General features: G+C 65.8%; 16 protein-coding genes and 9 pseudogenes. 21 read left to right on the forward strand and 4 right to left on the reverse strand.

All coding sequences use genetic code 11. From position 1 onward, the window contains the following. Positions 1 to 33 precede the first annotated feature (33 nt). From FQ389_RS01150 to nuoN, 18 genes and pseudogenes are all read left to right on the forward strand, one after another. Positions 34 to 985, forward strand: a pseudogene (locus FQ389_RS01150) (phosphotransferase family protein); the annotation flags it as partial. 43 nt (positions 986 to 1028) lie between these two features. Then, a pseudogene (locus FQ389_RS18535) lies at positions 1029 to 1244 on the forward strand (DUF6285 domain-containing protein); the annotation flags it as partial. Positions 1245 to 1253: 9 nt separating this feature from the next. Next, positions 1254 to 1657, forward strand: a pseudogene (locus tag FQ389_RS01155) (nuclear transport factor 2 family protein). A gap of 82 nt (positions 1658 to 1739) precedes the next feature. Further along, on the forward strand, positions 1740 to 2141 hold the full coding sequence (locus FQ389_RS01160) for an Rv3143 family two-component system response regulator (RefSeq protein WP_144205829.1): 402 nt from the start codon (positions 1740 to 1742) through the stop codon (positions 2139 to 2141). 230 nt (positions 2142 to 2371) lie between these two features. Then, the gene (locus tag FQ389_RS01165) at positions 2372 to 2749 is read left to right on the forward strand and encodes an NADH-quinone oxidoreductase subunit A (protein WP_144205830.1); all 378 of its coding nucleotides are present in this window, start codon (positions 2372 to 2374) and stop codon (positions 2747 to 2749) included. A 7-nt stretch (positions 2750 to 2756) separates the two neighbouring features. Then, positions 2757 to 3311, forward strand: coding sequence for a NuoB/complex I 20 kDa subunit family protein (locus FQ389_RS01170; RefSeq protein WP_144205831.1), 555 nt, complete (start codon positions 2757 to 2759; stop codon positions 3309 to 3311). Beyond that, a complete protein-coding gene (locus tag FQ389_RS01175) occupies positions 3308 to 4036 on the forward strand; it encodes an NADH-quinone oxidoreductase subunit C (protein WP_144205832.1) in 729 nt (242 codons plus the stop codon). The genes FQ389_RS01170 and FQ389_RS01175 overlap by 4 nt, the downstream gene beginning before the upstream one ends. Beyond that, complete coding sequence (nuoD, locus tag FQ389_RS01180; protein WP_144205833.1) at positions 4036 to 5361, forward strand: NADH dehydrogenase (quinone) subunit D; 1326 nt, start codon at positions 4036 to 4038, stop codon at positions 5359 to 5361. Before FQ389_RS01175 ends, nuoD begins: the two co-directional genes overlap by 1 nt. Beyond that, complete coding sequence (gene nuoE, locus FQ389_RS01185) at positions 5358 to 6152, forward strand: NADH-quinone oxidoreductase subunit NuoE (protein ID WP_144205834.1); 795 nt, start codon at positions 5358 to 5360, stop codon at positions 6150 to 6152. The genes nuoD and nuoE overlap by 4 nt, the downstream gene beginning before the upstream one ends. Next, complete coding sequence (gene nuoF, locus FQ389_RS01190) at positions 6152 to 7495, forward strand: NADH-quinone oxidoreductase subunit NuoF (RefSeq protein WP_144205835.1); 1344 nt, start codon at positions 6152 to 6154, stop codon at positions 7493 to 7495. The genes nuoE and nuoF overlap by 1 nt, the downstream gene beginning before the upstream one ends. 7 nt (positions 7496 to 7502) lie before the next feature. Further along, positions 7503 to 9923, forward strand: a complete 2421-nt coding sequence (locus FQ389_RS01195; protein WP_144205836.1) for an NADH-quinone oxidoreductase subunit G — start codon at positions 7503 to 7505, stop codon at positions 9921 to 9923. A gap of 8 nt (positions 9924 to 9931) precedes the next feature. After that, positions 9932 to 11134, forward strand: a pseudogene (gene nuoH, locus FQ389_RS01200) (NADH-quinone oxidoreductase subunit NuoH); the annotation flags it as partial. Beyond that, positions 11132 to 11740 carry an NADH-quinone oxidoreductase subunit NuoI gene (gene nuoI / locus FQ389_RS18540; protein WP_407662721.1) on the forward strand — a complete coding sequence of 203 codons (609 nt, stop codon included), beginning with the start codon at positions 11132 to 11134 and terminating at the stop codon, positions 11738 to 11740. The pseudogene nuoH and the gene nuoI, both read left to right, overlap by 3 nt. Positions 11741 to 11760: 20 nt before the next feature. Continuing rightward, the gene (locus FQ389_RS01205) at positions 11761 to 12531 is read left to right on the forward strand and encodes an NADH-quinone oxidoreductase subunit J (protein WP_260860399.1); all 771 of its coding nucleotides are present in this window, start codon (positions 11761 to 11763) and stop codon (positions 12529 to 12531) included. Next, positions 12528 to 12827 (forward strand): NADH-quinone oxidoreductase subunit NuoK, encoded by a 300-nt coding sequence (gene nuoK / locus FQ389_RS01210; protein WP_144205839.1) that lies wholly within the window; start codon positions 12528 to 12530, stop codon positions 12825 to 12827. Before FQ389_RS01205 ends, nuoK begins: the two co-directional genes overlap by 4 nt. A gap of 10 nt (positions 12828 to 12837) precedes the next feature. Beyond that, on the forward strand, positions 12838 to 14733 hold the full coding sequence (gene nuoL / locus FQ389_RS01215) for an NADH-quinone oxidoreductase subunit L (protein WP_144205840.1): 1896 nt from the start codon (positions 12838 to 12840) through the stop codon (positions 14731 to 14733). Continuing rightward, entirely contained in the window at positions 14727 to 16307 is a 1581-nt protein-coding gene (locus FQ389_RS01220; protein ID WP_144205841.1) for an NADH-quinone oxidoreductase subunit M, read from the forward strand. Before nuoL ends, FQ389_RS01220 begins: the two co-directional genes overlap by 7 nt. Beyond that, on the forward strand, positions 16307 to 17902 hold the full coding sequence (gene nuoN / locus FQ389_RS01225; RefSeq protein WP_144205842.1) for an NADH-quinone oxidoreductase subunit NuoN: 1596 nt from the start codon (positions 16307 to 16309) through the stop codon (positions 17900 to 17902). Before FQ389_RS01220 ends, nuoN begins: the two co-directional genes overlap by 1 nt. A gap of 10 nt (positions 17903 to 17912) precedes the next feature. Here the strand turns inward: nuoN and FQ389_RS18545 are convergent. Together FQ389_RS18545 and FQ389_RS01235 are read right to left on the reverse strand one after the other, a co-directional pair. Beyond that, a pseudogene (locus FQ389_RS18545) lies at positions 17913 to 18156 on the reverse strand (hypothetical protein); the annotation flags it as partial. Positions 18157 to 18210: 54 nt separating this feature from the next. Continuing rightward, positions 18211 to 18534 (reverse strand): annotated as a pseudogene (locus FQ389_RS01235) (AAA family ATPase); the annotation flags it as partial. Between the two features lie 70 nt (positions 18535 to 18604). Here FQ389_RS01235 and FQ389_RS18550 point away from each other — a divergent pair. Next, positions 18605 to 18712 (forward strand): annotated as a pseudogene (locus FQ389_RS18550) (hypothetical protein); the annotation flags it as partial. A gap of 5 nt (positions 18713 to 18717) precedes the next feature. Here the strand turns inward: FQ389_RS18550 and FQ389_RS21880 are convergent. Both FQ389_RS21880 and FQ389_RS01245 read right to left on the reverse strand, forming a co-directional pair. Beyond that, positions 18718 to 19473, reverse strand: a pseudogene (locus FQ389_RS21880) (NtaA/DmoA family FMN-dependent monooxygenase); the annotation flags it as partial. 15 nt (positions 19474 to 19488) lie between these two features. Further along, positions 19489 to 19838: pseudogene (locus tag FQ389_RS01245) on the reverse strand (hypothetical protein); the annotation flags it as partial. Between the two features lie 185 nt (positions 19839 to 20023). On the opposite strand from FQ389_RS01245, the gene FQ389_RS01250 reads away from it, so the two are divergent. After that, a complete protein-coding gene (locus FQ389_RS01250; RefSeq protein ID WP_144205843.1) occupies positions 20024 to 21370 on the forward strand; it encodes a flavin monoamine oxidase family protein in 1347 nt (448 codons plus the stop codon). A gap of 347 nt (positions 21371 to 21717) precedes the next feature. Then, positions 21718 to 22059, forward strand: coding sequence for a hypothetical protein (locus FQ389_RS01260; protein ID WP_144205844.1), 342 nt, complete (start codon positions 21718 to 21720; stop codon positions 22057 to 22059). Positions 22060 to 22063: the final 4 nt, after the last annotated feature.

Below are 22063 nucleotides of genomic sequence, written 5' to 3' on the forward strand. Positions count from 1 at the left end.
AAGTTTGGGCAAGCAGTGACCGGTGGCGACGACCTGGCGGCGAGGCTGACCGCGGCGCTGGTGCCGGTCCTGGGCGCCACCACCACCATCATCGAGCAGCTGCGGGCGCTGAGCGGGGGCGCGAGTCGCAGCACGTGGGCGTTCGAGGCCGTCACCGGCGCGCTGATCCTGCGCACCGGGCCACCCGACGACGTGCACGCGGGCATGGAGCTCGAAGCGCGGTCGCAGTCCGCCGCCGCGGCCGGGGCACCGGTCCCCCACATCCTGCTCGCCTACGATTCGGTTGCGGCGCTGGGCAATCCGTTTCTGGTCTGCGACGAGATCAAGGGCGAGACCATCGTCCGGCGCATCCAGTGCCAGCTCGACACCACCGACGGGCAGGCTCGCCGCACCGAATTGCTCCGGCAATGCGCACAGGCGCTGGCCGCCATTCACCGGGCCGACACAGATATTACGGGCCTAACGCACGAGGACCAATTGGTCGAGTGGCGGGAGCAGCTCGACGCCATGAATGACACCACGGACACCTTACGAGTGGGCGTCTCGCTGGCTGGCCGCCCATCGGCCGGCACCATCGGCCAAGGTGTTGGTGCACGGGGACTACCGGATGGGAATCTGATCGTCGACGGGTTCGACCTGGCCGCGGTACTCAACTGGGAGCTGGTGAACCTCGGCGAGGCCTACGAAGACCTGGCCTGGTTCTGCATCCGCACCTGGCGGTTCGGCGCCCCGGGGCCAGCCTGGGCGCCGGGGGCCTGGGCCCGATCGAGGACTTCCTGCGCGAATACGAGCACGCCAGCGACGCTACCGGGACCGGGTCGTGTTTCACTGGTGGCTGGTGCTGGCCACGCTGCGCTGAGGCGTGATCTGCCGCCTCCAGTCGGAGCGGCATCTGAGCGGCCAATCCCGCTCGGTCGAACTCGCCACGATCGGCCGGCGGGTGTGCGAGACGGAATGGGATTTGCTCAACCTGCTCGAAGCGTCCGGTGACGATGCGCTCCGCCCGGCGGCGCCGGGCGGAGCGGCCCAACGCGCTGCGCATTGTCGACCGCGAACTGCTCGACGACAGCGAGGTCGCCTCGCGGGCCGCGCTGGCCGGACTGGGGTTCGCCGACGAGGAGCAGCTCGCCGCCACGATCCGGGCCGGTGAACTCGATGAGCGGGCCAGCGACGTGCAGGCCGGCCTGCGGACCCTGGTACGCAACCGTCTGACGGTTGCCCATCCCGGATACGACAGCGAATAGGAGGCCACCATGACCGCTGCCACCGCCGCGGTCGTCGCCGAGACGGCCGACCGGCTGTTCGCCTCGATCGTACGTGGCGACAAGGTCGCGGTCGACCAGCTGTGGAGCGAAGACATCGCGGTGTGGCGGATGGGCGCTACCCGGGACAACAACAAAGGCCCGCGCGCTGAGGGTCATCGACTGGTTCATCACGGCTACCACCACCCGCGACTACAGATATCCTGGACCGCCGATTCTTCGACGACGGAACGATCAGCGGCTTTGTCCAACAACACCTTCTGCACGCCACGGGCCATGGTGGCCAAACAATCTCGATGCGCGTGTGCATTGTGATCAGGGTGGGCGCCGACGGTCTGATCGAGCGAATCGACGAGTACTTCGACCCCGCCCAGATCGCGCCGCTGATCGACTGACGGACGATGACGGGCACCGTGGCAACACGAGATCCTGCGGTCTTCCAGATGAAGGCGGTCGAACACCAGTAGCATCTGCACCGTGTCCGACGCCACCATCGCCCTGCGGATCCTGGTCTACAGCGACAACCCCGACACCCGCGAAGAGGTGAAGCGCGCCCTCGGCAAACAACTGCACCCGGACCTGCCGGAGCTGAACTACGTCGAGGTGGCTACCGGGCCGATGGTGATCCGCACCATGGACAAGAGCGGCATCGACCTCGCCATCCTGGACGGGGAAGCCACGCCGGCCGGCGGCGTGGGCATCGCCAAACAGCTCAAGGACGAACTCGAGACCTGCCCCCCGATCGTGGTGCTCACCGGGCGACCCGACGACGCGTGGCTGGCGAAATGGTCGCGGGCCGAGGCCTCGGTGCCGCACCCCATCGACCCGATCGTGCTGGGTCGTACCGTGCTCCACTTACTTCGCGCACCCGCCGTCTAAACCCGACGACCTGCTCGTTCCCGGCGCCCTAGCGGCCGCATTCGGCGCACACCAAAAACGTGCCCGATCTCACACCGAGAACCGCGGTTTAGCGCCACCCCGGCCACATGGAGTTGCTGGCTCGCGCTATGTTGAAGATCACTGTGACGGGCAACGGTCCGGTTCGTCACGGAAGCCCGGTCGCAGCCTGGTCGTTTTGAGGCGGCCCAAACAACGGATCTTGGAGCAAGTTGAACGTCTACATACCCATCCTGGTGCTAGGCGGGATCGCCACCGCCTTTGCCGTGGGCTCGGTCGGAATCGGGAGCATCGCCGGCCCGTCGCGGTACAACAAATCGAAGCTGTCCGCCTACGAGTGCGGGATCGAGCCAACCGAGACGCCGGTGAGTGGTCCGCATGCCACGCCCGGGCAGCGGTTCCCGGTGAAATACTACCTAACCGCAATGCTTTTTATCGTCTTCGACATCGAAATCGTGTTCCTTTACCCCTGGGCCGTCAGCTTTGACGCCCTGGGGGTGTTTGCCCTAGTGGAGATGGTGGTGTTCATGCTCGCGGTCTTCGTGGCCTACGCTTATGTGTGGCGCCGCGGCGGCCTGACGTGGGATTGAGGTATACGTGGGCCTGGAAGAGCAGCTACCCGCCGGCATCTTGCTCGGGAATGTTGAGAAGATAGCCGGGTACGTACGGAAGAACTCGCTGTGGCCGGCCACGTTCGGACTGGCCTGCTGCGCCATCGAGATGATGGCAACCGCCGGGCCACGATTCGACATCGCGCGGTTCGGGATGGAGCGGTTCTCGGCCACGCCGCGGCAGGCTGATCTGATGATCGTGGCAGGACGGGTCAGCCAGAAGATGGCCCCCGTGCTGCGCCAGATCTACGACCAGATGGCGGAACCGAAATGGGTTCTGGCGATGGGCGTGTGCGCGTCGTCCGGCGGAATGTTCAACAACTATGCGATCGTTCAGGGCGTCGACCACGTCGTCCCGGTGGACATCTACCTGCCCGGCTGCCCGCCCCGTCCGGAGATGCTCTTGTACGCAATTCTCAAGCTGCACGAGAAGATTCAGTACATGCCGCTGGGCGTAAACCGCGAGGCCGCCGTCGCCGAGGCCGAGCAGGCGGCGCTGAACGCGCGATCCACGCTCCAGATGCGCGGACTGCTGCGATGAGCTCACCGGAAAAGGACCAGAAGGTGGCCGCCAGCGAGGTGGGCGGCGCGGTACCGGCGCGCGACGAGGAAGTGATCAACGTGCGCCGTGGCATGTTCGGTGTCTCGGGGGCCGGTGACACCTCCGGATACGGACGATTGGTGCGCGTGGTCACGCTCCCCGGCAGCAGCCCGCGGCCGTACGGCGGTTATTTCGACGAGGTGGTCGACCGGCTGACCGAGGCACTCAAGGCCGACAGCGTCGAATTCGAAAACGCCATCGAGAAAGTCGTCGTCGACCGCGGGGAACTCACCCTGCACGTCCACCGCTCGGCGCTGCCGAAGGTGGCGCAGCTTCTTCGCGACCAATTCGAACTGCGCTTCGAGATGTGCCTCGGGGTCAGCGGCGTGCACTACCCGCACGAGACGGGTCGCGAGTTGCACGCCGTCTACCCGCTGCAGTCGATCACCCACAACCGCCGCATCCGGTTGGAAGTGTCTGCGCCAGACGAGGATCCGCACATCCCATCGCTGTATGGGATTTACCCGACCAACGACTGGCACGAGCGCGAGACCTACGACTTCTTCGGCATCATCTTCGACGGGCACCCGTCGTTGACCCGCATCGAGATGCCGGACGACTGGCACGGACATCCGCAGCGCAAGGACTACCCCCTGGGCGGTATTCCCGTCGAATACAAGGGTGCAGAGATACCCCCGCCCGACGAGCGGAGAGCGTACAATTGATGAGCACAATCACCGATTCGACGCCCGATAGTGGCGCCGAAACTGTCGTGGTCGCCGGCGGACAAGACTGGGGCCAGGTCGTCGAGGCCGCCCGCGCAGCGGATCCCGGTGAACGCATCGTCGTCAACATGGGACCGCAGCATCCCTCCACCCACGGGGTGCTGCGACTGATCCTAGAGATCGAAGGCGAGACCGTCACCGAGGTCCGCTGCGGAATCGGCTATCTGCACACCGGAATCGAGAAGAACCTCGAATACCGGTACTGGGCGCAGGGCGTCACCTTCGTGACCCGGATGGATTACCTGTCACCGTTTTTCAACGAGACCGCCTACTGCATGGGTGTGGAGAAGCTGCTCGGCATCACCGATGAGATTTCCGAACGGGTCAACGTCATCCGGGTCATGATGATGGAGCTCAACCGGATTTCGTCGCATCTGGTCGCCTTGGCCACCGGCGGTATGGAATTGGGCGCCATGACCCCGATGTTCGTCGGGTTCCGCGGCCGCGAGATCGTGCTGACCCTGTTCGAGAAGATCAGCGGGCTACGGATGAACAGCGCCTACATCCGCCCCGGCGGTGTGGCGCAGGACCTGCCCCCCAACGCCGCGACCGAGATAGCCGCGGCGCTCAAGGATCTCAAGCAGGTGCTGAAGGAAATGGGCGATCTGCTCAACGAGAACGCCATCTGGAAGGCACGCACCGAGGACGTGGGATACCTCGACCTGACTGGCTGCATCGCGTTGGGCATCACCGGGCCGATCCTGCGTGCCACCGGGCTGCCGCACGACCTGCGTAGGAGCGAGCCTTACTGCGGGTACCAGGACTACGAGTTCGACGTGATCACCGCCGACACGTGTGATGCCTACGGGCGCTACATGATTCGCGTCAAGGAGATGTGGGAGTCGGTCAAGATCGTCGAGCAGTGCCTGGACAAGCTGAAGCCGGGGCCGACTATGGTGTCCGACCGCAAGATCGCCTGGCCCGCCGACTTGAAGGTAGGCCCCGACGGCATGGGTAACTCGCCGGAGCACATCGCCAGGATCATGGGCGGTTCGATGGAAGCATTGATTCACCACTTCAAGCTGGTCACCGAGGGCATTCGCGTCCCGGCCGGCCAGGTTTACAGCGCGGTGGAATCGCCACGCGGCGAGCTCGGTGTGCACATGGTCAGTGACGGCGGCACCCGCCCCTACCGCGTCCACTATCGGGATCCGTCCTTCACCAACTTGCAGTCGGTCGCCGCTATGTGCGAGGGCGGCTTGGTGGCCGACCTGATCACCGCGGTCGCCAGCATCGACCCGGTCATGGGCGGGGTGGACCGATGACGGGACCCACTGGTCACTCGACTAAGACGAGCGGCGGCGAACGGGTCTTCCTGCGGCTGGGCCCGCCACCGGAAGAACCCAACCAATTCGTGGTTGAGGGTGCGCCGCAGTCGTATTCGCCGGAGGTGCAAGCCCGGCTGGAGCTCGACGCCAAGGAAATCATCGGCCGCTACCCCAACAAGCGCTCCGCCCTGTTGCCGCTGCTGCACCTGGTCCAGGCGCAGGACTCCTACCTGACGCCGGCGGGCCTGGAATTCTGCGGCCGGCGACTCGGCCTGACCGGCGCCGAGGTGTCGGCGGTGGCCAGCTTCTACACCATGTACCGGCGCGGACCCACCGGCGATTACCTGGTCGGCGTCTGCACCAACACGCTGTGCGCGGTCATGGGCGGTGACGCGATTTTCGACAGCCTCAAAGAGCATCTCGGCATCGGCAACGACGAGACCACCGAAGACGGATCGGTCACCCTGCAGCACATCGAGTGCAACGCCGCCTGTGATTTCGCGCCCGTGGTGATGGTGAACTGGGAGTTCTTCGACAACCAAACACCCGAGTCGGCGCGGGATCTCGTCGACTCGTTGCGGGCCGGCAAGCCCGCAACACCCACGCGCGGTGCGGCACTGTGTGTCTTCCGGGAAACCTCACGCATTCTCGCCGGTATGCCCGACGAACGGCCCGACCAGGGGCTGGGAGGCGCCGGCCCGGCCACGCTCGCCGGATTGCAGGTGGCCAAGGAGCACGGCATGGAAGCGCCGCAGGCCACACCGACGACGCCCGGGGAAGGAGACTGATGGCCGCCCCCACCGCGCCAGGCGACCAGGCGACACCGCTGACCCCGGTGATCAGCCGGTACTGGGACGACCCCGAGTCGTGGACGTTATATACCTATCTGCGTCACGACGGCTACCAGGCCATGAAAAAGGCCCTGTCGATGCCGCCCGACGACGTGATCGGCACCGTCAAGGACTCCGGCCTGCGCGGCCGCGGCGGCGCAGGCTTCTCGACCGGCACCAAGTGGTCGTTCATCCCGCAGGGTGAGACCGGCGCGGCGGCCAAACCTCACTACTTGGTGGTCAACGCCGACGAGTCGGAACCCGGTACGTGCAAAGACATTCCGCTGATGTTGGCGACCCCGCATGTGCTCGTCGAAGGCATCATCATCGCCGCATACGCCATCCGGGCCAGCCACGCCTTCATCTACGTGCGCGGCGAAGTCGTGCCGGTGCTGCGCCGCCTGCAGAACGCGGTCGCCGAGGCCTACGCCACCGGCTACCTGGGCCGCGACATCAACGGGTCCGGTTTCGACCTCGAGTTGGTGGTGCACGCCGGCGCCGGGGCGTACATCTGCGGTGAGGAGACGGCGTTGCTGGACTCCCTCGAGGGCAGGCGCGGTCAACCCCGGTTGCGGCCACCGTTTCCCGCGGTGGCCGGTCTTTACGGCAGCCCCACGGTGATCAACAACGTCGAGACCATCGCCAGCGTCCCGTCGATCATCCTCAACGGTGTCGAATGGTTCCGGTCCATGGGCAGCGAAAAATCGCCCGGCTTCACGCTGTATTCGCTGTCCGGGCACGTCACCCGCCCCGGCCAGTACGAGGCGCCGCTGGGAATCACGTTGCGCGAGTTGCTGGCCTACGCCGGGGGTGTCCGCGCGGGTCATCGCCTGAAGTTCTGGACCCCCGGCGGCTCGTCCACACCGCTGCTGACCGACGAACATCTGGACGTACCACTGGATTACGAGGGCGTGGGCGCCGCCGGTTCAATGCTGGGCACCAAGGCACTGGAGATTTTCGACGAGACCACCTGTGTGGTGCGTGCGGTGCGGCGGTGGATCTACTTCTACAAGCACGAGTCCTGCGGTAAATGCACGCCCTGCCGCGAGGGCACCTTTTGGCTGGATCAGATCTACACGCGGCTGGAAACCGGGCGCGGAACCCACGAGGATCTCGACAAGCTGCTGGGCATCTCCGACTCGATACTCGGAAAGGCGTTCTGCGCATTGGGCGATGGCGCCGCCAGCCCGGTGATGTCATCGATCAAGTATTTCCGCGACGAGTACATCGCCCACATCGAAGGCGGCGGCTGCCCGTTCGACCCACGAGATTCCATGCTCACCGCGAACGGAAAGGCCTGAAGCGCTCATGACCTCAGCGGCCAAGACCCAGACCGGTGGTGACGAGGCGACCCCGCCGGACACGGTCAAACTGACCATCGACGGTGTCGAAGTCAGCGTTCCCAAGGGAACGTTGGTGATTCGCGCGGCCGAGTTGATGGGCATCCAGATTCCGCGGTTCTGCGATCACCCGCTGCTCGACCCGGTCGGGGCCTGCCGCCAATGCCTGGTCGAGGTCGAGGGCCAGCGCAAACCGCTGGCTTCGTGCACCACCGTCTGCACCGATGACATGGTGTTATGCACCCAACTGACCTCCGAAGCCGCGGACAAGGCTCAGCACAGCGTGATGGAACTGCTGCTGATCAACCATCCGCTGGACTGCCCGATGTGCGACAAGGGCGGCGAATGCCCGCTGCAGAACCAAGCGATGTCCAACGGCCGCGCCGATTCTCGTTTCGAAGACGTCAAGCGCACGTTCGCCAAGCCGATCAACATCTCCTCGCAGGTGCTGCTGGACCGCGAACGCTGCATCCTGTGCGCGCGCTGCACGCGGTTCTCCGAGCAGATCGCCGGCGACCCGTTCATCGACATGCAGGAACGCGGCGCCCTACAGCAGGTCGGCATCTACGCGAATGAGCCGTTTGACTCCTACTTCTCGGGCAACACCGTGCAGATCTGCCCCGTCGGCGCGCTAACCGGCACCGCCTACCGGTTCCGGGCCCGCCCGTTCGACCTCGTCTCCAGCCCCAGCGTGTGCGAACACTGCGCCGGCGGCTGCGCCGAACGCACCGATCATCGCCGCGGAAAAGTGTTGCGCCGCTTGGCCGGAGATGACCCCGAGGTCAACGAGGAGTGGAACTGCGACAAGGGCCGCTGGGCCTTCCAGTACGCCACCCAACTCGACGTGCTCACCACCCCGCTGGTGCGGGACTCCGACGGCGCTCTGCAGCCGGCGTCGTGGGCACACGCGATCGTGGCGGCCACCCGCGGACTCGAGGCGGCCCGCGGGCGCACCGGCGTACTCGTCGGCGGTCGGACAACCTGGGAAGACGCCTACGCCTACGCCAAGTTCGCGCGGATCGCACTGGACACCAACGACATCGACTTCCGCGCCCGGCCGTGCTCGGTCGAAGAGACCGACTTTTTGTCGGCACATATCGCGGGCCGACTGCTCACGGTCACCTATTCCGACCTGGAATCGGCGCCGGTGGTGCTGCTGGTCGGATTCGAACCCGAGGACGAGGCACCGATCGTGTTCCTGCGGCTGCGCAAGGCCGCCCGCAAGCGTGGCGTGCCGATCTATGCGGTCGCACCCTTCGCCACGCGCGCGCTGAAGAAGATGTCGGGCCGGTTGCTGCAAACCGTTCCGGGCGCTGAGCCGTCGACGTTGGACGGGCTGGCCACCGGCGAAGTCGGCGACCTGTTGTCGACGGCAGGGGCGGTCATCATGGTCGGCGAACGGCTGGCCACGGTGCCCGGTGGCCTGTCCGCGGCGGCTCGGCTGGCCGATGCCACCGGGGCCCGGCTGGCCTGGGTGCCGCGGCGTGCCGGCGAACGCGGCGCGCTGGAGGCCGGCGCCCTGCCCGGGCTGCTGCCCGGCGGTCGCCTCGTCGCCGACGAGACCGCCCGCGCACAGGTGGCCGCGGCGTGGAACGTCGACGAATTGCCGTCCGCGCCAGGGCGTGACGCCGACGCGATCCTGACCGGCGCCACCGACGGAAGTCTGGGCGCTCTGCTGGTCGGTGGTATCGAACCCGGCGACTTCGCCGATCCCGACGCGGTGCTGGCCGCGCTGGACGCCGCCCCCTTCATCGTCAGCCTGGAGCTGCGGCACAGTAAGGTCACCGAACGCGCCAACGTGGTCTTCCCGGTCGCACCGACGACGCAGAAGGCGGGCGCATTCGTCAACTGGGAAGGGCGCTTCCGCCCCTTCGACGTGGCGCTGCGCGGCGTCACCCGGCAAGCCGCTCAGTCTGACCATCAAATCCTCGACACGCTGGCCGACGAGATGGGCGTATATCTGGGCATGACCACCGTAACGACGCCCCGGGACGAAATCGCCGCGCTCGGCAACTGGGACGGCAAACGCGGAACCAGCCCATCGGTGCAGGCACCCCAGCCGCCGCAGCCAGGCCGGGGAGAAGCCGTGCTGACCGGTTGGCGGTTGATGCTGGACAGCGGCCGGCTGCAAGACGGCGAGCCGCATCTTGCGGGGACGGCGCGCAAACCCGTGGCTCGATTGTCGGCAGGCACCGCCGCCGAGATCGGTGCCACCGAGGGCAACACGGTCACGGTCAGCACACCGCGCGGATCAATCAGCTTGCCGCTAAACATCACTGACATGCCCGACCGGGTGGTGTGGTTGCCGCTGAACTCCCCCGGTTCGGCGGTCCAGCGGGACCTGAGCATCACCGTCGGCAGCATCGTGCGGATCGGAGTGGGCCAATGACTTCCACCTTGACCGGTTTCGGCCACGACAGTTGGTGGCTGGTGCTCGGGAAATCGCTCGCCATCTTCGTGCTCCTGGTGCTCAACGTGCTGGTGGCGATCCTGCTCGAGCGCAAGATCCTCGGTTGGATGCAGCAGCGGCCCGGGCCCAACCGGGCGGGGCCGTGGGGGGTGCTGCAGAGCCTGGCCGACGGCATCAAGCTCGCCCTGAAGGAGAGCATCACCCCGGGCGGCGTCGAAAAGTTCGTTTACTTTGCCGCGCCGGTCTTTTCGGTCATCCCGGCGTTAACCGCGTTCGCGTTCATCCCGTTCGGTCCCGAGGTGTCTTTGTTCGGTCACCGCACCCCGCTGCAGCTGACCGACCTGCCGGTCGCGGTGCTGTTCATTCTGGGGCTTTCCGCGATCGGGGTGTACGGCATCGTGCTGGGCGGCTGGGCCTCGGGATCGACCTACCCGCTGCTGGGCGGGGTGCGTTCCACCGCCCAGGTGATCTCGTATGAGGTTGCGATGGGCTTGTCGTTCGCGGCGGTCTTTTTGTTCGCCGGCACCATGTCGACGTCCGGCATCGTAAAGGCGCAGGAGGGCAGCGTCTGGTACGTGTTCCTGCTGGTGCCGTCGTTCATCATCTACCTCATTTCGATGGTCGGCGAAACCAACCGCGCCCCTTTCGATCTGCCCGAGGCCGAAGGCGAGCTGGTCGCCGGATTCCACACCGAGTACTCATCGCTGAAGTTCGCGATGTTCATGCTCGCCGAATACGTCAACATGATGACAGTATCCTCGCTGGCCACCGTCTTGTTCTTCGGCGGCTGGCATGCGCCCTGGCCGCTCAACCTGTGGGATGGTGCCAATACCGGTTGGTGGCCGCTGATCTGGTTCACTGCCAAGATGTGGACGTTCCTGTTCATCTACATGTGGTTGCGAGCCTCGCTGCCGCGGCTGCGCTACGACCAGTTCATGGGCTTGGGCTGGAAGTTGCTGATCCCGGTCTCGCTGGTCTGGGTGATGATCGCCGGCATCATCCGCTCGCTGCGCAACCAAGGGTACGCGCACTGGACTCCGCTGCTGGTGGTCTGCAGCGTCGTCGTCGCCGTTATCCTGATCTCGTTGCTCAGTAAGCCTTTCAAAGCCCCGGGCGACCGCGCCCTCAAGCGCGAGCTGCACAAGCACCGCGACGCACTGCCGCCGCCCGCGTTCCCGACACCGCCACTGCCGGGCAAGGTCTTGACGTCGTCGGTCGGTGCGAGCAGGAGACCGCACATGGCTAAATTCCTCGACGCCATGGCCGGGTTCGGCGTGACATTCGCGGCGATGTTCAAAAAGACTGTGACCGAGGAGTATCCGGAGAAGCCCGGCCCGGTCGCGCCGCGTTACCACGGACGCCATCAGCTCAACCGTTACCCTGACGGCCTAGAGAAATGCATCGGCTGCGAACTGTGCGCCTGGGCCTGTCCGGCCGACGCCATCTACGTCGAAGGCGCAGACAACACTGAAGAGGCGAGGTTTTCGCCGGGAGAACGGTACGGCCGGGTTTATCAGATCAACTATCTGCGATGCATCGGCTGCGGCCTGTGCATCGAGGCCTGTCCGACCCGCGCCCTGACGATGACCAATGACTATGAGATGGCCGACGACAACCGCGCCGACCTGATCTACGAGAAGGACCGCTTGCTGGCGCCGCTGCTGCAAGACATGCTCGCGCCGCCACACCCGCGAACCGGGGGCGCCACCGACAAAGACTACTACCTCGGCAACGTCACCGCGCATGGCTTAAAGTCGCAGAGCCACGCCAAAGATCCTGCAGGAGAGCCAAAGTGACCGCTGTGACTGGCCATCTGCTGGCGACCACATGGGCGAGCGACACCATCGTTCGCACCTCGACCGGTGAGGCGGTGGCGTTCTGGCTGCTGGGTGCGCTGGCCGTGATCGGCGCGATCGGGGTGGTGATGAGCGTCAACGCCGTGTACTCGGCGATGTTCCTGGCGATGACCATGATCATCCTCGCCGTGTTCTACATGATCCAGGACGCACTGTTTCTGGGTGTGGTCCAAGTCGTGGTCTACACCGGCGCGGTGATGATGCTGTTCCTGTTCGTGCTGATGCTGATTGGCGTGGACTCCGCGGAATCACTGAAGGAAACGCTGCGCGGCCAGCGGGTGGCCGCTGTGATCACCGGAGTCGCGTTCGGCGTCCTGCTGATCGCGGCGATCGGAAACGTTGCCACCGGCGGCTTCGTCGGGCTGACCACCGCCAACTCCAATGGCAACGTCGAAGGGCTGGCGGCTCTGATCTTTTCGCGCTACCTGTGGGCGTTCGAGTTGACCAGCGCGCTGTTGATCACCGCGGCGATCGGGGCCATGGTGCTGGCTCATCGCGAACGATTCGAACGCCGCAAGACGCAGCGCGAGCTCTCCGAGGAGCGGTTCCGCTCCGGTGGGCGCCCCACCCCGTTCCCCAACCCCGGTGTGTACGCACGCCGCAACGCGGTGGACGTAGCCGCGTTGCTGCCGGACGGTTCGTACTCGGAGGAGTCGGTGTCGAGCCTGCTACGCGCCCGCACCGCGGGCGGCACAACGACCCCGCAAGCCATCAAAGGCGGTGCGTCATGAATCCGGCCAACTACCTTTACCTTTCGGCACTGCTGTTCACCATCGGGGCCTCCGGTGTGCTGTTGCGCCGCAACTCCATCGTGATGTTCATGTGCGTCGAGCTGATGCTCAACGCCGTCAACCTGGCGTTCGTCACGTTTGCGCGGCTGCACGGCCACCTGGACGGGCAGATGATCGCGTTCTTCACGATGGTGGTGGCCGCGTGCGAGGTCGTCATCGGCCTGGCCATCATCATGACGATTTTCCGTGCCCGCAAATCCGCGTCGGTCGACGACGCCAACCTCCTCAAAGGCTGAGAACGCCACGATGAATCACTACACCTGCATGTTGGTCGCATTACCGCTGGCGGGTGCCGCAATCCTGCTGTTCGGCGGTAGACGCACCGATGCGTGGGGACATTGGCTGGGCGTCCTCGCCGTGCTGGGCTCGTTCGGAGTCGGTGCAACTATGTTGTCGGACTTGCTGAGTCGCGACAGTGAGCACCGAGCCATCCACCAGACGCTGTTCACCTGGATCCCGGTCAACGAGTTTCAGGTCGACCCCGGGCTGCAGATCGACCAGCTGTCGGTGTGCTTCGTGTTGCTGATCTCCGGTGTGGGATCGCTGATCCACATCTACTCGGTCGCCTACATGGCCGAAGACCCGGACCGCAGAAAGTTTTTCGGATACCTCAACCTGTTCCTGGCCTCGATGCTGCTGCTGGTTGTCGCCGACAACTACCTGGTGCTCTACGTCGGCTGGGAAGGCGTCGGTCTGGCGTCGTATCTGTTGATCAGTTTCTGGTACCACAAGCCGTCGGCGGCCACCGCCGCCAAGAAGGCGTTCGTGATGAACCGGGTCGGCGACGCCGGCCTGGTCGTGGGCATGTTCCTGATGTTCAGCACATTCGGAACGCTCTCGTACGCCGGTGTTTTCGCCGGAGCGGCCGCCGCGGGTCCCGGAAAGACGGGCGTGCTGACGGTGATGGGCCTGCTCCTGCTGCTCGGCGCCTGCGCCAAGTCGGTACAGGTCCCGCTACAGGCCTGGTTGGGTGACGCAATGGAAGGCCCCACCCCGGTGTCCGCGTTGATCCACGCCGCCACCATGGTGACCGCCGGGGTGTACCTGATCGTACGGTCCAACCCGCTGTACAACCTGGCACCCGGCGCGCAACTGGGCGTCGTGCTGGTCGGTTTTGTCACGCTGCTGTTCGGAGCGTTCATCGGCTGTGCCAAGGACGACATTAAACGCGCGCTGGCGGCGTCGACGATGAGCCAGATCGGCTACATGGTGCTGGCCGCCGGTCTCGGCCCGGCGGGCTACGCCTTTGCGATCATGCACCTGCTCACCCACGGCTTCTTCAAGGCCGGGCTGTTCCTAGGGTCGGGCTCGATCATTCACGCGATGCACGAGGAGCAGGACATGCGCCGCTACGGCGGCCTGCGCGCGGCCCTGCCGATCACCTTCATCACCTTCGGGTTGGGTTACCTGGCGATCATCGGCGTGCCGCCGTTCGCCGGCTTCTACTCCAAGGACGCCATCATCGAGGTGGCGCTGGCCGACGGTGGTGCACGCGGCTACACCCTGGGCGGCGCAGCGCTGCTGGGCGCCGGGGTCACCGCGTTTTACATGACGCGGGTGATGCTGATGACCTTCTTCGGCGAAAAGCGTTGGGCGCCGGGCAGTCATCCGCACGAGGCTCCGGCGCTGATGAGCGGAACGATGATCCTGCTCGCCTTCGGCTCAATGTTCTCCGGCGGCCTGTTCGCCATCGGCGGCACCCTGCCGCATTGGCTGGAGCCGGTCGTCGGGGCGCACGAGGAAAGCACGCACACGCTGCCCGACTGGATCAGCACCACGCTGGCGCTAGCGGTCGTCGCGGTCGGAATCCTGGTGGCGTATCAGAAGTACGGCAGGTCCGACATCCCCAGAGTCGCCCCGGTCCAGGTGTCGGCACTCACCATTGCCGCACGACGAGACCTCTACGGCGATGCCTTCAACGAGGAGGTGTTCATGCGTCCTGGCGCGCAGTTGACCGACGCGCTGGTCGAGGTCGACAACGCGGGCGTGGACGGCTCGGTCAACGCCCTGGCCGCACTGGTCAGCCGAACCTCGAATCGATTGCGCGGCTTGCAGACCGGGTTCGCCCGCTCCTACGCGCTGTCGATGCTGGCGGGGGCTACGCTGTTGGTCGCGGCGATCCTGGCGGTGCAACTGTGGTGAACCTCCCCTGGTTAAGCGTGCTGTGGCTGGTCCCGCTGGCCGGTTCGGTGCTGATCATCCTGATGCCGCCGGGACTGCGGCAGCTGGCGAAATGGACCGGCCTGGTGGTCAGCTTGGCGACGCTGACGGTGGCGATCGTCGTCGCACTCGGGTTCAAGACCGGGGGCGCGCCGTACCAGTTCCTCGAAAAGCATCCCTGGATACCGTCTTTCGGCGCTGACTACAACCTCGGTGTGGACGGCATCGCGGTGGTGCTGGTGCTGCTGACCGTCATTCTGATTCCGCTGCTGCTGGTGGCGGGCTGGAACGACGGCGGAGAGCGCACCCGCGGTGTGCACGCCTACGTCGCCCTGACACTCGCCATCGAGTCAATGGTGTTGATCTCGGTGATCGCGCTCGATGTGCTGCTATTCTACGTGTTCTTCGAGGCCATGCTGATCCCGATGTACTTCCTGATCGGCGGCTTCGGCAAGGGCGCGGGACGGTCGCGGGCTGCGGTGAAGTTCCTGCTGTACAATCTGTTCGGCGGCCTGATCATGCTGGCCGCGGTGATAGGGCTGTATGTGGTGACCGCACAACACGGTTTGGGCACCTTCGACTTCCGGGAAATCGTGACGGGCATCTCCTCGGGCCGGTTTGCCGGCGTGGACCCGGCGGTGTTCAAGGCGCTGTTCCTGTGCTGCATGTTCGCGTTCGCCGTCAAAGCCCCGTTATGGCCGTTCCACCGCTGGCTGCCCGACGCATGCGTCGAGGCCACCCCCGCCACCGCGGTGTTGATCACCGCGGTGATGGACAAGGTCGGCACCTTCGGCATGTTGCGCTACTGCCTGCAGCTGTTCCCCGACGCGTCAACATATTTCCGGCCGCTGATCGTGACGCTGGCGATCATAGGGGTGATTTACGGCGCGATCGTCGCGATCGGTCAGACCGACATGATGCGCTTGATCGCCTACACCTCGATCTCCCACTTCGGGTTCATCATCGCGGGCATCTTCGTGATGACGAGCCAGGGGCAGAGCGGCTCCACGCTGTACATGCTCAACCACGGCCTGTCCACGGCAGCGGTGTTCCTGATAGCGGGATTCCTGGTGACACGGCGCGGCAGCCAGTTGATCGCGGACTACGGCGGCGTGCAGAAGGTCACGCCAGTGCTGGCCGGCACCTTCCTGGTCTCGGCGATGGCGACGCTGTCGCTGCCCGGCTTGGCGCCGTTCATCAGTGAATTCCTGGTTCTGCTGGGCACTTTCAACCGGTACTGGCTAGCCGGTGCGTTCGGCGCCACCGCGCTGGTGCTGGCGGCGATCTACATGCTGTGGCTCTACCAGCGCGTGATGACCGGCCCGGTCGCCGATGGCAACGACCGGATCACCGACCTGCGACCACGCGAGCTAATCGTCGTCGCCCCGCTGCTGGCACTGCTGTTCATTCTCGGCATCTATCCCAAACCTGTGCTCGACATCATCAACCCTGCCGTGGACCACACCATGATCACCATCGGCCAGCATGATCCCACGCCGAGCGTGCCCCGCCCGGTGTTGGGGGCGACCCCAGCGACACCCGAAGGGCCGCGATGATGACCCTGCCCACCCCCAGCGTCCAGTACTTCCTGCTGTGCCCGATGCTCATCGTCTTCGGCGTCGCCGTTCTCGGCGTGCTTGCTGAAGCCTTCCTGCCCAGGGTTTCTCGGTACGTCGCCCAGGTGACGCTGGCCCTCGGTGGTCTGATCGCGGCGCTGGCCGCCGACATCGTCGTCAGCCGATCGCTGCCGGCGTCCGGTCACAGCGCGGTACTGGGCGCGGTGGCGATCGACCGGCCGACGCTGTATCTGCAAGGCACCGTGGTGCTGGTGGCGGTGATGGCGGTCATCCTCATCGCCAAAAGCAGCAACATCGCCCAGACCGCCAGCAAGGTCGCGGTCGCGACGGGCGTATCGGGCCCCGCCTCGGGGCTGGATTCGTTTACCCCGCAGGCGTCCGCGGTTCCCGGCAGCGACGCCGAGCGTGAGGCTGAGCGGGCCGGGGCCGCCCAGACGGAGCTTTTCCCGCTGTTGATGTTGTCAGTCGGCGGCATGATGGTGTTCCCCGCGGCCAATGACCTTTTGACGATGTTCGTCGCGCTGGAAGTGCTGTCGCTGCCGCTGTACCTGATGTGCGGGCTGGCCCGGCACCGCCGGCTGCTGTCGCAGGAAGCGGCGATGAAGTACTTTCTGCTGGGCGCCTTCTCGTCGGCGTTCTTCCTCTATGGCGTGGCGCTGCTCTACGGCACGAAGGGCACGCTGCTGCTCAGTGGTATCCGCGATGCTCTTGCGGCTCATGGCGGTAGCTCCATGGCGTTGGTCGGCGTGGCACTGTTATCGGTCGGCCTCTTGTTCAAAGTCGGTGCGGTGCCGTTCCACTCCTGGATTCCGGACGTATATCAGGGAGCACCCACGCCGATCACCGGCTTCATGGCGGCCGCCACCAAGGTCGCGGGGTTCGGCGCGCTACTACGCGTGGTCTACGTCGCGTTGCCGCCCCTGAACGAACAGTGGCGGCCCGTGCTGTGGGTGATCTCGATCCTAACCATGGCGGTCGGCACCGTCACCGCGGTGAACCAGGTCGACGTCAAGCGCATGCTCGCCTACTCGTCGGTCGCCCACGTCGGTTTCATCCTCACCGGTGTAATCGCCGACAACCAGGCCGGCCTGGCGGCGACCCTGTTCTACCTGGTCGCCTACAGCTTCAGCACCGTCGGAGCGTTCGCCATCGTCGGCCTGGTACGCAACTCCGACGGCGTCGAAGACGCTAGACTCTCGCACTGGGCGGGGCTCGGGCAACGTTCTCCCATTGTGGGCGTGATGCTTTCGATGTTTCTGCTCGCGTTCGCCGGTATCCCGCTGACCAGTGGATTCATCAGCAAGCTGACGGTGTTCAAGGCCGCCGCCCAAGGCGGTGCCGTACCGCTGGTGATCATCGGTGTGATCGCCAGCGGGGTTGCCGCCTACTTCTACGTTCGGGTGATCGTGCTGATGTTCTTCACCGAACCGACCGGCGACACCCCCCACGTGGTCGCCTCGGGGATCCTGAGCAAGATCGCGATCGCGTTGTGCGCCGCGATCACCGTGGTGTTGGGCGTCTTCCCGCAGCCGCTGCTGGCCCTCGCCGACCGCGCCGCCCAGTTGTTGCAGTGACCGGTCACTGTCAGCCGAGAAACGGCCGGACAGCCAGCACGAAGATCGCCAGCACCACAATGGGGCCGCCAGCGGCACCCAGAGCAGATGCAGCGGGAACAACATCGCGACCACACCCACGCAGGTAAACCCCACGGCGCCAACAACTGTCGACCAGCTGGCCAGCACGATCGGGCCCGGTGTCAGGCCGCGTGGCGACAGACCAGATACGCGGCCGCACACAACCCCGACAACGCCACTAACCCGGATGGGGGACCTCGTCAAAGGTGATGCACGCCAGCGAAAGTCAACCTGGTGATCGTTCATTGTCAGCTCGTCGGAGTCTCCATGTTGGTGCGGGGTACCGGCACCCGGCGCAACAGTTCTTCGACAACGTCGGCGCCCTGAATTTTGCGGACCCACATCACCGGCCGCAGGGTGATGCGGTGCGCGATGGCCGGCACCACTAGAGCCTCCACATCTTCGAGGATCACGTAGTCGCGCCCCAACAGCAGCGCACGGGCAAGCCGAACCAGGTCGAGTTCGGCGCACGGGCTGGCGCCCACCGCGACCTGCGGACGGCGTCGGGTCGCGGTGGCCAGCGACACCACGTAGTGCAACACGTCGTCGTGCACCGTGACCTGCGCTTTCGATGGTCACCTCCGGCGCAGCGCCTTCGGGGAGGACGGTGGACAGCCATTGCGACATCACCGTGGGAGCCACATCGTGATCGACGGTGAAGAGATCACGGTGGATCTGGGCACCTGGCTGGGCAGCCGCGACCGGTCGTGGGGCATCCGGACGATCGGTGAGGCCGAACCGGCGGTACGGCTCACCAACGCTTGCTCACGCGTCTCGTCGACCCCCGGGGTCACCATGGTGAACACCTTGATGGAGCGGGGGGTCTCGGTCCGGCGCGGCGGCAGCTTTGCGCAATACCCGGACGGGACCGCGCACGATCTGCGGGGTTGGGCCGGAGATGCACGCGGCCTCGGCGTTGGCGGCAGCGAATTTGACACCCCGCGGCGACGCCCCGGCCTGGAACAGTACCGGGGTGCGTTGCGGCGACGGCTCGCACAGAAACGGCCCCGGTACGGAGAAATAGCGGCCTTTGTGTTCGATGTCGTGCACCTTGGCGGGGTCGGTGAACACCCCGCGCACCCGGGATCGCGCACCACCGCATCGGACTCCCACGACGCTTCCCAGAGCTTGTAGCAAACCTCGAGGTACTCGTCGGCGATGTCGAGCGTTGATCGTACGGGATCCGAGCGTCCAGGCCGAGATTGCGTGTGGCACTGTCCAGATAGGACGTCACGATATTCCACGCCACCCGCCCGTCCGGTCAGATGATCCAGCGTCGACAACCGGCGGGCCAGCGCGTACGGCTGCTCGTAGGTCAGCGACAGGGTGATGCTGAAGCCCAGGGTTTCGGTGACGGCAGCCATCGCCGACACCGCCGCGGTCATGTCATTGACCGGGATCTGGGCGGCGTCGCGGACCGCCGCGTCACGCGAGGCGCCGTACACGTCGTAGACTCCCAGCACGTCGGCGAGGAACAGTGCGTCGAAGCCGCCCGCGGCCGGTGGCTTTGCGGGTCAGATAAAAGACGCCAACAGGCCCGCCTGCGCATAGCTGGGCAGCAGGCCGATCGCGGTGGCGACCAAACCCATTATGAGTAGGGCGACGACCAGAACGGTCTTGCAGCCCAGCCGGTCCCCGAAGTGGCCGGAGACCACCGCCCCGAACGGGCGAGCCCCAAAACCCGCCGCATAGGTGGCAAACGACGCGAGCGTCCCGGCCGTCGGCGAAACGTTCGGGGAAACAGCGGTTTGAACACCAGCGACGCGGCGGTGGCGTAGAGATAGCGGCGGTGGCGTAGAGATAGCGGCGGTGGCGTAGAGATAGCGGCGGTGGCGTAGAGATAAAAGTCGTACCACTCGATCGTGGTGTCAATCATGCTGCCCAGGGCCACGGTGCGTAGCTGAGTTGTGGTACCGGCAGTCGCCGGCCGGCTCGGCGATGGTCACGTGGCGCAGATTTGCCGCGGTGCCGGCCCCTGGTACAGGGTTGCCGTCGCCGTGACGTGAACCACCGACGAGGACTACGCTACCGCTGGCACCTCACATGCGGTTGACTAGGGGTGTGACGAAGCCGTCGTGGACTGTCGATGTTGTGGTGGTCGGCGGGGGCTTTGCCGGCCTGAGTGCGGCGCGAGAGCTGACCCGTCAGGGTCACGATGTAGTGGTCTTTGAGGGCCGGGACCGAGTCGGTGGCCGCTCATTCACCGGTAGCGTGGCCGGATTGCCCGTGGACATGGGTGGCGCGTTCGTCGGCCCCACCCAGGATGCCGTGCTGGCGCTGGCGGCCGAGCTCTCGACCCCGACTACACCCACCCACCATGACGGCAAGAACATCATCCACTGGCGCGGTTGGACGCGCCCGTTTCACGGCACCATTCCCAAGCTTTCGCTGACCGGACTGCTCGACATCGGCCGCCTGCGTTGGCAATTCGAGAGAATCGCCCGCACCATACCGGTCGACGCCCCATGGCAGGCTCGACGTGCGCACGAGCTGGACGACGTGTCGTTCGGTGAGTGGCTGCGCTCGGTACGGGCCTCCGCCTCGTCCCGCGATTTGATGGCGATCATGGCCCGGGTGACCTGGGGATGCGAACTCGACGACGTGTCGATGCTGCACGCCGTGCGCTACGTCCGGGCCGCCGGCGGACTGGACCGGCTGCTGGATGTCGAGGACGGCGCCCAGCAGGACCATTTCCCGGACGGCACGCAGCATATCGCCCAGGCAGTCGCGGATGAGTTGGGCGCACGCGTCGTGCTGAACGCGCCGGTGCGTCGCATCGAGCGGCACGGCTCGGAGGTCACCGTCACCTCCGACCGCGGCGCGGCCGAGGCTGGGTTTGTCATCGTCGCGATCCCGCCGGCTCATCGGGCGTCCATCGAGTTCAATCCCCCGCTGCCTGCCAAGTATAACGAACTGTTCGATCGTTGGCCCCAGGGACAGCTCAGCAAGGCATTCGCGGCCTATTCGACGCCGTTCTGGCGGGCCGACGGATTCTCCGGGCAGACGCTCTCGGACCGGGGGCCGGTGTTCATCACCTTCGACGTCAGCCCGAACGGCGACGGGCCCGGCATCCTGATGGGCTTCGTCGATGCGCGCGCATTCGACTCGTTGCCCAGTGACCAACGGCGCCGCGACGCGTTGCGCTGCTTCGCGTCGCTATTCGGCGACGAGGCCCTCAAACCTCTCGACTACACGGATCATCGTTGGGGCACTGAGGATTTCGCGCCCGGCGGGCCGACTGCGGCGGTGCCGCCGAGGTCGTGGACACGGTTCGGACGTTGGCTGCGCAGGCCGGTCGGCCCGATCCACTGGGCCGGCACCGAAACGGCGGACGAATGGACCGGCTTCTTCGACGGTGCCGTCAGGTCGGGCCAGCGAGCCGCCGCCGAGGTTAGCGCGTTGCTATGAGTTGATCGGCTCCGCGCGCAGGGTGACGGATTCGGCCAGCAGGCGCAGCTGGCGGTTGACCTCGTGCGGGTATTCGAGCATCGAGCAATGGGGCGCAATGGTTCACCCTGTCGGGCAACGCCGGACCGATCGTGGTGGCATTCAACGCCGGCGAACGCGGGCGGGCGGTGTAGTCGTCGTCGGCCGCGTACGTGACGGCCCGGACCCTGCTCGGGAAGTGATCCTCGCCCGACGAGTCATCAGGAAGTCCCTGATGTCCTTGGCAACGTCCATTTCTCCGGAGTACCCCACCCGGGGGGGCCGACATGCGGCGGTGCCGGGAAACGACGCGAGCATAGAGTTGCCGTATGACCGCTTCGCAACAGCCCGAGGCCAAGCTGCGCTCGACGGCCGACACCATCGCCACGGTCATCCTGTTCGTGCTGGCCGCGACGCTGTCCGTGTCCTACTCCATTCTTTTTCGCAATGGCCACCGATTCATGTGCGCCCAACAGCTGCGACACATCGGGGCTGGATTAGGCTTGCGCAGTGGCGTGGGGCTGGCCGGGGTCGTCGCCGTCGGCGGCATCGTCTTCGCGGCCACGCGCAAGCGTGGTGATGTGGGTGTGGCCGGCGCTGCGCTGGTGCTGATCGTCATCGCCGTTACCACCGGCGCACTGCTCGCCGACTCCGTCGTTCCACACCGCTGAGTCG

The sequence above is a fragment of the Mycobacterium tilburgii genome (assembly GCF_902168065.1).
Classification (GTDB): Bacteria; Actinomycetota; Actinomycetes; order Mycobacteriales; family Mycobacteriaceae; genus Mycobacterium; species Mycobacterium tilburgii.